Annotated in this window: 12 protein-coding genes; 9 read left to right on the top strand and 3 right to left on the bottom strand. The window is 40.2% G+C overall.

Annotated features, from left to right (window positions below; genetic code table 11):
* Positions 1 to 354 precede the first annotated feature (354 nt).
* The gene (locus KZ793_RS11860) at positions 355 to 1,533 is read right to left on the bottom strand and encodes an MFS transporter (RefSeq protein ID WP_225815531.1); all 1,179 of its coding nucleotides are present in this window, start codon (positions 1,531 to 1,533) and stop codon (positions 355 to 357) included.
* A 718-nt stretch (positions 1,534 to 2,251) separates the two neighbouring features.
* Here KZ793_RS11860 and KZ793_RS11855 point away from each other — a divergent pair.
* Positions 2,252 to 2,629 (top strand): Abi family protein, encoded by a 378-nt coding sequence (locus tag KZ793_RS11855; protein WP_225815530.1) that lies wholly within the window; start codon positions 2,252 to 2,254, stop codon positions 2,627 to 2,629.
* On the opposite strand, the gene bioH is transcribed toward KZ793_RS11855, so the two are convergent.
* Positions 2,572 to 3,348, bottom strand: coding sequence for a pimeloyl-ACP methyl ester esterase BioH (gene bioH, locus KZ793_RS11850; protein ID WP_225815529.1), 777 nt, complete (start codon positions 3,346 to 3,348; stop codon positions 2,572 to 2,574). The two genes, KZ793_RS11855 and bioH, sit on opposite strands and share 58 nt — an antisense overlap.
* A gap of 39 nt (positions 3,349 to 3,387) precedes the next feature.
* On the opposite strand from bioH, the gene gntX reads away from it, so the two are divergent.
* The 7 genes from gntX (at position 3,388) to tssD (ending at position 9,122) form a co-directional block, all read left to right on the top strand.
* A complete protein-coding gene (gene gntX / locus KZ793_RS11845; protein WP_225815528.1) occupies positions 3,388 to 4,071 on the top strand; it encodes a DNA utilization protein GntX in 684 nt (227 codons plus the stop codon).
* 59 nt (positions 4,072 to 4,130) lie between these two features.
* The gene (gene nfuA, locus KZ793_RS11840; RefSeq protein WP_225815527.1) at positions 4,131 to 4,706 is read left to right on the top strand and encodes a Fe-S biogenesis protein NfuA; all 576 of its coding nucleotides are present in this window, start codon (positions 4,131 to 4,133) and stop codon (positions 4,704 to 4,706) included.
* A 154-nt stretch (positions 4,707 to 4,860) separates the two neighbouring features.
* The gene (glpE, locus tag KZ793_RS11835; RefSeq protein ID WP_225815526.1) at positions 4,861 to 5,196 is read left to right on the top strand and encodes a thiosulfate sulfurtransferase GlpE; all 336 of its coding nucleotides are present in this window, start codon (positions 4,861 to 4,863) and stop codon (positions 5,194 to 5,196) included.
* An 8-nt stretch (positions 5,197 to 5,204) separates the two neighbouring features.
* A complete protein-coding gene (gene glpG / locus KZ793_RS11830; protein ID WP_225815525.1) occupies positions 5,205 to 6,053 on the top strand; it encodes a rhomboid family intramembrane serine protease GlpG in 849 nt (282 codons plus the stop codon).
* Between the two features lie 18 nt (positions 6,054 to 6,071).
* The gene (locus tag KZ793_RS11825) at positions 6,072 to 6,830 is read left to right on the top strand and encodes a DeoR/GlpR family transcriptional regulator (protein WP_118985154.1); all 759 of its coding nucleotides are present in this window, start codon (positions 6,072 to 6,074) and stop codon (positions 6,828 to 6,830) included.
* A 239-nt stretch (positions 6,831 to 7,069) separates the two neighbouring features.
* Positions 7,070 to 8,572 (top strand): glycerol-3-phosphate dehydrogenase, encoded by a 1,503-nt coding sequence (gene glpD / locus KZ793_RS11820; protein WP_225815524.1) that lies wholly within the window; start codon positions 7,070 to 7,072, stop codon positions 8,570 to 8,572.
* Between the two features lie 331 nt (positions 8,573 to 8,903).
* On the top strand, positions 8,904 to 9,122 hold the full coding sequence (gene tssD / locus KZ793_RS11815) for a type VI secretion system tube protein TssD (RefSeq protein ID WP_317987460.1): 219 nt from the start codon (positions 8,904 to 8,906) through the stop codon (positions 9,120 to 9,122).
* 162 nt (positions 9,123 to 9,284) lie between these two features.
* Here tssD and KZ793_RS11810 read toward each other — a convergent pair whose 3' ends face one another.
* Positions 9,285 to 9,518 (bottom strand): ribbon-helix-helix protein, CopG family, encoded by a 234-nt coding sequence (locus KZ793_RS11810; RefSeq protein WP_225815523.1) that lies wholly within the window; start codon positions 9,516 to 9,518, stop codon positions 9,285 to 9,287.
* 538 nt (positions 9,519 to 10,056) lie between these two features.
* On the opposite strand from KZ793_RS11810, the gene KZ793_RS11805 reads away from it, so the two are divergent.
* Positions 10,057 to 10,932 (top strand): hypothetical protein, encoded by an 876-nt coding sequence (locus KZ793_RS11805; protein WP_225815522.1) that lies wholly within the window; start codon positions 10,057 to 10,059, stop codon positions 10,930 to 10,932.
* Positions 10,933 to 10,968: the final 36 nt, after the last annotated feature.

The raw sequence follows: 10,968 nt of genomic DNA, 5'->3' as shown, positions 1-10,968 counted from the left end.
TTCAAGCCTTATGGCATAAGGAGTTGAAAAGATCTACAGACAGGAATAACAATCCCAAATCATCAGAATTCAATAAATTTAGTATTGCTCCCTATTTTAGACTAATATGTGACGGCTTCCCACATCATCGGCTGTTGCTCATGCTTGACCAGTCTGACACAAGCCTCAATGAGCAGAAACGACGAATCCCGCCGCTAATTTCTCAAAGGCAGCATCGATTTCTGTCTTTAAATTCTCAGGGATTAAACTCTCCCGGCCAAGTTCCAATTCAGATTACTATCCCATGTTTGCTTGGTTTTTCCTTTCAAGTACAAGTCATAGTGTTTTGCATTGATAAAATCAATATTGCTAAGATTATTTTGGTTGTACATATTTATTCCTTTCCTCAGTTAATTTATGCTTTTTAAATAAAAAATACAGAAATATCACAGCAAGCAAGATGCTTGTTAATTTAAAAGTGAATTCGATAGAAATGAGTTTTGCAATATACCCACCAATAATTGGCATCAAAATTTCTACTACAGATGAAATCTTCTGTATATCTCCTGTAGCTTTTCCTACGTGTTCAAAACCAATAATATTTCTTACACCGTATCTAATTGCGAAAAACGTCACACCAGAGGCGATACCAACTAGGAAAACCAATAAATAATATGTAGCATAATGATATGTTTTTGCGTCTAAAAAACCAAATCCCCAAAAGGCCAAAAAATTAGCCATAACGGAAAATAATAAGACATTCTTGGCTGACAACCTTTTAAGTAACCAGCCAGAAACTCGAGTTCCGAATATGCCACCGACCCCGAGAAGTGAAATTATGTAACCTATACTACTTTGATTTTGCCCAATCTTCTCGAAGAAGATACCGAGCATATCATTGCTAAGAAAAAAGGCTAAGTTTGACAAAGTATAGGCCGAAACAAGTAAATATAAATCCGGTTTATTTCGCAATTGCTGTACGAATGAGAAACGTTCTACAACAGTAACAGTTATACTTTTATTTACATCAAGCCGAGAGGTATTATCAAAGTATGATGTCAACATGCCGACCAGATTAAATGCCATTGATAATAACAGGACAAACCATAACCCATAGTTTGTGTTTAGAGATACAACAAGCAAGGGAATGACTATTCTGCTAAAGTTGGTAATATATCCATAAATCTCATAAAATCTTTGAGATTCATTATCATCTACATTCAATTTTGTATTTGATATTCCAAACCCACACCGACAAGTTGTCTTGATTAATGTAATGACATAAAGAAATATAATTGGATCAGCTACAGATAGAAAAGGCATGGTAATGCCATTAATAAAGAACAACAATGTCCTCCAATTTAATACATTTCCGTTGTCAAACAGCTTGCCGAATAATCCACTTGCCACCAGAAATGGAGCAGCAAAGCAAGCACCCAATATCCCCATTTCGGATGGAGTAGCATGCAAGCTATATATAGCTATGATGCTTAAAATAGCGTAATCAAGATAAGTATCAAGTTCGTGGACACTTATACTAATGTACTTTTTCATCAATTATCACCCACGTGAGGATAGGTATAAATAAATATTTACACCTATCCTTGGTTCTTAAAGACTCATATTAGCTAGCCAAAGGTTGATAGTCCATAACATCTCATTTTTTAATTTTAGGTTGATATATTGCCTTTAAAAATCATTCAAATACATACCACATAAAAGATTGAATAATATTTTCTCGTATTAATCTCATTGCCCCTTTGCTTTTATTTAGTATATCTATTTAGTAGTATTACTAAACTCTGAGCTAACTGCCCTTTAAACAGATCTGAGGTTAATTAAAAAAATAATCAATTCAATGTGAAGTAGCCATCACTTGACCTTGCTGAAAAGATACTATACTGTGAATATCAACACCCGCGATAGCGTCAATCCACCGACGAGATCAGCGGGTTTTTTTCATGTACAGAAAAACTTAGTAGAATTATTTTGTTAATAACACTTTCTCAATACTAATCAAGAGAACTATGTAACAAATACATATTAAGAATAGAAGTTAAAGCAAAGAGTATTCTTGACCAAATCATAACAAAGTATCTAAACGACCCTTTTTGGTATCTCAGAGATGATGTATTCACACCAAATAAAGCGCCATATCAAGGGACAAGGAAAATATATGGAGTTAAACGATAGAATTTGCCTTTCTTAGTAACAAATTTAATCCCTATAATTTATCTAATCGTCAGAAGAACTAACTATGAGATTCTATTAAATGTCTGTTTATAACAAACATTTTTTAACTCCAACAGAGCAGGTAAATATTCATCTTGAAGATAAAGGTGTTCTATTTACTCATCCCTTTAATAAAATTTTTACTGAGAAAGCGCTATCCCTAATTAATTGGTATAGATTCAAATCATACTTATACTCTTACTTAAATCATTCAACGAAAGAATATTTACCAGGTACTGAATTTAAAAATGGCTTTGATTTATATTTATTTGACTATGAATTAATTGAGCCGCCGCATTCACGCGGCGGACGCTTTACTTCTCCAAACCACGCCAATAAAAATCTGTTATCTCATCGACCTTACAATCCTTCTCTACTAACAAATTCAGTCAACAATCCAACAAACTCATCTGGATGAGAAATAAAAGGCGCATGAGCGGCATGACGCATCATGGCTGAAACTGAACTCGGCCATTTTTCATCAAGAATGTTGAGGATTTTTCTTGGCACCAACCCATCAAGATAACCGTAAATCCGCAGAAATGGGATGGTAAGCTCAGCCAAAGGCTCCCTTAAATCTTCGGTACGCAAAATTTCCAGACCAACATGCAACACTTCAACGGAAGGCATCGGCTGCGCCAGCACAACGGATTTCAGTAATCGCGCATCTTGACGGGCACTATCTGTGCCTAATGTTTGTAAAGCAAGAAAACGCTCAACTGTGCGCTGGAAATCTTCACTAAGCTGATGTTCGAAATCGCGCAAAACTTCCGGCTTAATCCCCGGCCAGTCACTTTCTGCGCTGAAATGTGGTGAAGATGCCACGGTAATTAATCCGGCAACCTTATCCTGATGGTCAAGTGCAATCCGGCTGGCAACTAATCCTCCCAACGACCAACCTAGCCATAACGCATTTTCCGGTGCATATCGCCAAACTTCATCCGCCATGTCTGCAAGATTCATCGGACCATATTTCTGGCTACGGCCATAACCCGGTAAATCCACCAGATGTAAACGAAAATGCGGAGCACATCGCATTTCAATGGAACGCCAAACTTCTGCATTCAGCCCCCATCCGTGCAGCAACACAAGATCACGCGAATCTCCCGCAGAAGTCTGCCAAAATAGATCAGCCATTGTTATTCTCAACTTTATTTGCCATCAAGGAAGAAGTCTATGCTAACAATGGTTGGGTACTGTTGGCTATGCCATCAGCCTCTTTGGTTTCCACATCATGGAGTATGCAGCTTTTGCAACAAACGGTTGAAACGTTTGACAAATATGTGCCCGTGCTGCGCTCTGCCCTCAGAACTTCCTTCACTGCCTTGTGGACGCTGCCTCAAAAAACCTCCGCTATGGGAGAATATGATAGCGATTACCGACTATTGCCCACCCTTGAGTGGCCTGATTCGTCGCTATAAATATCACGGCACCCCACAACTTGCATCAGTTCTGGCGCGTCTGTTTCTGCTGCACTGGCAACAGGGCTATCGTGATGGACAATGGTATAAACCCAACATTCTGCTCAATGTGCCACTGCATCGACACCGGCGCTGGAAACGGGGATTTGATCAAAGTGTATTAATGGCAAAACAGTTATCAGAATGGCTACAATGCGATTATCAGCAAAGCTTTCTACAGCGGTCGCATGCTACACTACCACAAAGAAATTTATCGGCAGCACGGCGTAAAATTAATCTCAGGAAAGCATTTCAGCTTTGTGGCCCAGTCGCGGGACAACATGTCGCCATACTTGATGATGTGATTACCACCGGTGCGACCATGACTGAAATTTCCCGTTTGTTAATTCGTGCTGGCGCCCGTTCAGTGCAGGTCTGGGCGATTTGTCGAACCTTGTAGTCAATACGAGAATGGGCGTATTATAACCAACTATAGCAGTCAACTATTGAGCAAATGATATGATTAATATTACTGAAGCAGCGCAAGCTCACTTTGCCAAATTACTGGTAAATCAAGAACCTGGAACACAAATACGCGTATTTGTCATCAATCCAGGTACGCCTACCGCTGAGTGTGGCGTATCTTACTGCCCGCCTGATGCCGTTGAAGCGACAGATACTGAACTGAAATTTGATAAACTGTCAGCTTACGTTGACGAACTGAGCGCCCCCTTCCTTGAAGAAGCAGAAATTGATTTTGTCACCGATCAGTTAGGTTCTCAGCTAACATTAAAAGCCCCTAACGCCAAAATGCGTAAAGTTTCTGACGATTCCCCACTTGTCGAACGTGTGGAATACGTTTTGCAGTCACAAATTAATCCACAGTTAGCCGGTCACGGTGGCCGCGTCAGCCTAATGGAAATCACTGATGATGGTTTCGCTATCCTTCAATTCGGCGGCGGCTGTAATGGTTGTTCAATGGTTGATGTCACCCTGAAAGAAGGGATTGAAAAAGAGTTGCTGAACATGTTCCCAGAACTAAAAGGGGTAAGAGACTTGACTGAACACCAACGTGGTGAACACTCTTATTACTGATAATGTATTACTGATAATGTATTACTGATAATGTATTACTGATAACTTATTACTGATAACAAATTTTCCCGCTCGGATAATCGTCGGGAAAACATTATTACAATAATAACCTAATGGGATAATCTCTAAGTTCTAAGAGCAATTCAGAATATATATGGAACATTTTCAAACCATCAGCCCTGAGCAGGCTTATCAACACTGGCAGGATAAATCCGCCATTATGGTGGACATTCGCGATCCACAAAGTTTCCGAGCAGGCCATGTGTGTGGCGCTTTTCATTTGACTAATGACACATTGAATGAATTTATGTTACAGGCCAATTTCGAGCAGCCGGTTATGGTCATGTGTTATCACGGTCATAGCAGCCAGAGTGCCGCTCAGTATTTATTAAACATCGGTTTTGAAACTGTCTACAGCATTAATGGCGGCTTTGAAGCCTGGCGCAGAGACTATCCTCACGCTGTTGACTCCTCACATAATCCGGCATAACACACCTCATGATCCGCGTAATCGCTATTTCAAACCCACGTCTGGCGCAAGCCTTTATCGATTATATGGCAACCCATCAGGTCCATCTCACTATGCGCCCCAGTCACGATGGGCAACACGTCGAACTGTGGCTAGAAGATGACACGAAACTTACTCTAGTTCAGCAAGAGTTGGAGCAATTTACTCGCGATCCGCTAAATGAACGTTATCAAGCGGCCAGTTGGCAATCTGGCGATGTGAATCACCCATTGAAGTACCACAATAATCTGAATTGGCAATACTTAAGTCGTCAGGCTGGCCCATTAACCCTTACCGTTTTACTCCTAAATATCGTCGTTTATCTCTGGATGCAATTTGCCGGCGATTATCAGGTGATGTCTTGGCTGGCCTGGCCTGACGATAGCCAACATATGGAACTATGGCGTTGGGTCACCCACGGCTTATTGCACTTCTCACTACTGCATATCATCTTTAATCTCATGTGGTGGTGGTATCTTGGCGGACAAACAGAAAAGCACCTCGGTACAGGAAAACTGTTTGTTATTATGATTGTTTCCGCGGTTTTCAGCGGTTGGGGACAATCATTATTCAGTGGTTCTCACTTTGGCGGCCTTTCTGGTGTTGTTTACGCTTTAATTGGTTATGTCTGGCTAACCGGTGAACGCGCACCCGAGCGTGGTATTGGTGTTCCCCGTGGTTTGATGGCTTTTTCGCTCTTCTGGCTGATTGTTGGATACTTCGATGCATTTGGGCTATCCATTGCCAACGCAGCCCATTTCTCCGGTTTAACTATCGGTTTACTGATGGCGTTATGGGATAACCGTCATACATTCAAAAATAATAACCGGCATTTTTAAGAACATTAGGGGACTATCGTGAAGCAAACTCAACGGCATGATGCAATAGTTGAGCTGGTACGTCTTCAGGGCTATGTCAGTACTGAAGAGTTGGTTGAACACTTTAATGTCAGCCCCCAGACTATCCGCCGTGATTTGAACGACCTGGCAGATAAAAACAAAATACAGCGACATCACGGCGGTGCCGCATTGCCATCAAGTTCAGTTAATACTGCTTATCACGACCGCAAGATCATGTGGTCAGAAGAGAAAGCGCGTATTGCGCAACGTGTTGCTAGCCATATCCCGGACGGCGCAACCCTGTTTATTGATATTGGCACCACACCCGAAGCTGTCGCTCACGCATTGTTAAATCATAAAGATCTGCGGATTGTCACTAACAACCTCAACGTCGCTACTCTATTAATGACAAAAGAAGACTTCCGTTTAATCCTAGCAGGTGGGGAGATTCGTTCCCGTGATGGCGGGATTATTGGTGAAGCCACACTGGATTTTATTTCCCAATTTCGGCTTGATTACGGTATTCTCGGCATCAGTGGCATTGATATGGATGGCTCATTACTGGAATTTGATTACCATGAAGTACGCATAAAACGCGCAATTATCGAAAACTCCCGTTGCGTTATGCTAGTCACTGACCATTCTAAATTTGGCCGCAATGCTATGGTTAATCTGGGTAACATGAATCTCATTGATCACCTATTTACTGACCAGCCTCCCCCTCCAAGCATTCAGAAAGTCATTGAGCAACATAATGTTCAGTTCGAACTCTGCTGAGAGTTTTTTCTACATTTGGGGATAACGCTATCCCCTATCTTCTTGCCGTTCCACAATTACGCTATCTTTTAGCTTCTTCATTAATACCATTCAAATTATATGGATAAGGTAATATTTGCTATCCATATCACGCGAACATGTTTTTTCTTAACAAATAGTTGGCTATTGATCGGTTTCTGATTACAATCATGAGCGAAAACGAGCATTAAAGAACTGTTTCGAACATTTTAGGAGGATGCATGGAAACTAAAGACTTGATTGTGATCGGCGGCGGGATTAACGGCGCCGGGATTGCGGCAGATGCCGCTGGCCGGGGACTCTCTGTTCTGTTGCTGGAAGCACAAGACTTAGCCAAAGCCACGTCATCTTCCAGTTCAAAATTGATCCACGGTGGCTTACGCTATCTGGAACATTATGAATTCCGTTTGGTCAGCGAAGCGCTGGCAGAACGTGAAGTTTTACTGAACCTTGCACCACACATCGCTTTTCCGATGCGTTTCCGCCTGCCGCACCAGCCACATCTGCGTCCAGCATGGATGATCCGTATTGGCCTGTTCCTCTATGACAATTTGGGCAAACGTGTCAGCCTGCCGAGCAGTAAAGGGCTAAAATTCGGTGCCAATTCCGTACTGAAACCAGAATTGGTCCGCGGCTTCGAATATTCTGACTGCTGGGTTGATGATGCTCGTTTAGTTGTCCTTAACGCTCAAGAAGTCAAAAAACGTGGCGGGGAAGTCCGTACCCGAACAAAAGTGACCCGTGCATGGCGCGAACAAGAGGGTTGGATGGTTGAAGCCGAAGATCTGCGTACAGGTAAGACCTATACTTGGCGGGCAAAAGGTCTGGTTAATGCTACTGGCCCTTGGGTTAAAGAATTCTTTGACGATGGCCTGAAATTGAAATCACCTTATGGTATTCGCCTGATCAAAGGCAGTCATATTGTGGTGCCAAGAGTGCATGATGAGCCGCAAGCTTATATTCTGCAAAACGAAGATCATCGTATCGTATTTGTTATTCCCTGGATGGATGAATTTTCCATTATCGGAACCACCGATGTGGAATATCAAGGTGATCCAAAAGAGGCGAAGATTGACGATCAGGAGATTAATTATCTGTTGAGAGTTTATAACGATCACTTCAAAAAACAACTTAGCCGTGACGATATCGTCTGGACCTATTCTGGCGTACGTCCACTGTGCGATGATGAATCCGATTCACCTCAGGCCATTACACGCGACTATACCCTTGATATTCATGATGAATACGGCAAAGCACCATTACTGTCTGTGTTTGGTGGTAAGTTAACTACTTACCGTAAGCTGGCAGAACACGCAACCGAGAAGCTCATTCAATACTATCCCAATGCCGGAAAAGCCTGGACCAAAAATGGTCAGTTACCGGGAGGTAATCTGGAAGGGTGCGATCGTGATGGTTATGCCCGCCTACTTCGTAAACGTTACAACTGGTTACCGGAAGGTGTTGCTGTACGTTATGCACGTACTTACGGCAGCAACAGCGAACTGATTCTGCAAGATGCTAATAATCTGGCAGATCTGGGTGCATCTTTCGGCCACGGCTTGTATGAAGCAGAGCTTCTCTATCTGGTTGATAATGAGTGGGTTGTTGAGCTGGATGACGCAATTTGGCGTCGGACCAAACTGGGTATGTGGCTGAATGAAGAACAGAAGCAGCGCGTTGCAGCATGGTTGGCGGAGAATGCTAAACCACATACCGAGATTTGATTTTTCTTCACAGAAAATCATCGATCTTTCAGTTTAGAAAACGCGACTACCGCGAGAATATTAAAAACTTTCTCGCGGTTTTTATTACGTTGAACTCACGCCCTATTTCTCCCTTAAACGTTACATCAGTCTTTCCAATTCCGGATTGATATATAAATTGACCAAATATTATATATATTCAGTGTAAAATACTGTCTCATGCTCCCTGTTGGAGCAATTAACCACGAACATTTTAAGATTCTTATATAAACAATACTTTTGATTCTTTTATATTATGGAGATAATATAGACACTTCTATTAACTGTTATGGGATTGATATAGGATGTTTATATGAGCTTCTCTATTTACTTAAAACTAACTGGCCGTAAACAAGGGTTAATATCATCAGGGTGTTCAACATCTGACTCTATAGGAAATAGGTATCAAATTGGACATGAAGATGAAATTCAAGTTTTATCTTTCGTTCATAGTCTAACTAGGGAACAAAATTCTGATCATCACCCAGTAGATTTCATAAAAATAATAGATGTCACAGTTTCGCATAGATAGTTAAGCGCAACATAATTATGCTACGAATAAATAGGCTCGTATTCCTTTAAGCCATTCATAATCTCATTGGCATGATTTTTCAACCTTATGTTATGCAACACTTGCAACCATACCTTCAATATCCTATAAATATATTAGTATCAAATAACGACTTCATAGCAATCATTGCCATTCCTTGCGTAAATTATTTTGATATTCCAATCCATCCGATTTTTTGTCGCCCCACAAACCGAAAACACTATTATTCTGTTCTGAAATATTAGCATCAAGATAAGCATCTATTGCTTTTCGGATCTGTGCAGCACGTGACTTATCAGGAGAGCGTTCCTTCAAAATCTCAAGCTTCCTAATCGTTTCTTCCGGTAAATCTATATTAATTCTTACCATAGCAACCATATTTATTTCCTCTTATCAGATATCAGATGTATGTATCGTATACCTCATTAGTTCGACTGTCTATTTTTTGGTCCAGAAAATTATTTTGATAACTAATCAACAAATTTTACTCTGAAAATAGCAATTGATCATGTAAACAAAACATTTAAAACATGTGACTTTTCCATTTGCAATAATACCTATACCTAATAGATTTCGAGTTGCAGCGCGGCGGCAAGTGAACGAATCCCCAGGAGCATAGATAACTATGTGACTGGGGTGAGTGAAAGTAGCCAACAAAGCAGCAGCTTGAAAGATGAAGGGTATAAAATAGCCTATGAATAAAGCTATTACATACATATCAATACGGCTTTTTTAATTCTATCTTTGATTAATATACGGAGATGAGGATAATCATATTTGATACCACTGCCAACTATCTCTTTGATTAACTAAAAATTCAAATAAAAAAAATTTTTAGGGAATAAAATTAACAAACGACTTGGTAGCAATAGATACCACAAAATGATAACTAGCGAGATGTTACATGATTATAGATATGAATATTAATGAATTATTGACAGCCGAAGCCTCATTTATGCTGGGAACCCTGACGTTAGAATCTAACATTATCGGGGTTATGAAATACGAAGATGGCACCATTTTGATAACCCAAGATAGTCCGTTCTACCCGAAGAACTATAAGTGGCCGGACCAATTATATGATAATGGAATAGTTTTAGTAGGCGATAAAGAACTTACCGTGACAAAAGTTTACACTGCTGGCCTTATCAATGGTCATTTATATATAGATCAGGAAATAACGAAACAAGCAACGTCGCCAGCTAAAATTATTCCAGCACATTACTTACCTGATTTACAGGGAATTTCTGAAAGAGACCTCATAGGGAAAACAGTAACTCTATCTGTGAACGATGAAACAAGATATAGGGTAAGTGCCGCACACTCGATGGCTCACTTTATGTCTCTTGCTTTAAATAAAGCAACTAATCATCTATGGTCTAAAGTATACGACACCGACGATTTAGGAAATTATAATTTAGATAAAGCCGCCATTTACCAATCTTCGGTCACAGAACTTAAATCAGTGGATATTTACCGCTTTGGTAAATCGATCAAAAAGAAAGGATTTGATAAAAATATATTAATTGAAAATCTAGATAAAATTAATAAAGAAGTTAATAACACACTCAATAATTGGCTGACCCAAGGAGCAGAAATCACTGTCGAATATAAATCGAAAGAGATCAGTGATACCAGATTATGGAAATCGACTATTGGCTCTATGGTAATCACAATTCCATGTGGTGGTACACATATAAAGAACATTAATGAAGTCAAAAGTGTCAATATTGAAATGAAGATCGGTGAATCTGCTGATTTTATTCAGGTAACAACTCATTGTAGAGTATAAAACTATGAATATCGATTTACTTTATTTCTATATTAT

It is taken from the genome of Photorhabdus antumapuensis (assembly GCF_020387775.1).
GTDB classification, from domain to species: domain Bacteria; phylum Pseudomonadota; class Gammaproteobacteria; order Enterobacterales; family Enterobacteriaceae; genus Photorhabdus; species Photorhabdus antumapuensis.
Note: the sequence above shows the minus strand (reverse complement) of the source record. Positions and strands in the feature narration are given on the sequence as shown.

Excerpts from the sequence above, each read along its gene's own strand:
- tssD (WP_317987460.1), top strand. The coding sequence starts at position 8,904 with ATGAGCTTCTCTATTTACTTAAAACTAACTGGCCGTAAACAAGGGTTA.
- KZ793_RS11805 (WP_225815522.1), top strand. The coding sequence starts at position 10,057 with ATGAATATTAATGAATTATTGACAGCCGAAGCCTCATTTATGCTGGGA.
- glpE (WP_225815526.1), top strand. The coding sequence starts at position 4,861 with ATGGAACATTTTCAAACCATCAGCCCTGAGCAGGCTTATCAACACTGG.
- nfuA (WP_225815527.1), top strand. The coding sequence starts at position 4,131 with ATGATTAATATTACTGAAGCAGCGCAAGCTCACTTTGCCAAATTACTG.
- KZ793_RS11855 (WP_225815530.1), top strand. The coding sequence starts at position 2,252 with ATGTCTGTTTATAACAAACATTTTTTAACTCCAACAGAGCAGGTAAAT.
- KZ793_RS11860 (WP_225815531.1), bottom strand. The coding sequence starts at position 1,533 with ATGAAAAAGTACATTAGTATAAGTGTCCACGAACTTGATACTTATCTT.
- KZ793_RS11810 (WP_225815523.1), bottom strand. The coding sequence starts at position 9,518 with ATGGTTGCTATGGTAAGAATTAATATAGATTTACCGGAAGAAACGATT.
- gntX (WP_225815528.1), top strand. The coding sequence starts at position 3,388 with ATGCTAACAATGGTTGGGTACTGTTGGCTATGCCATCAGCCTCTTTGG.
- glpD (WP_225815524.1), top strand. The coding sequence starts at position 7,070 with ATGGAAACTAAAGACTTGATTGTGATCGGCGGCGGGATTAACGGCGCC.
- glpG (WP_225815525.1), top strand. The coding sequence starts at position 5,205 with ATGATCCGCGTAATCGCTATTTCAAACCCACGTCTGGCGCAAGCCTTT.
- bioH (WP_225815529.1), bottom strand. The coding sequence starts at position 3,348 with ATGGCTGATCTATTTTGGCAGACTTCTGCGGGAGATTCGCGTGATCTT.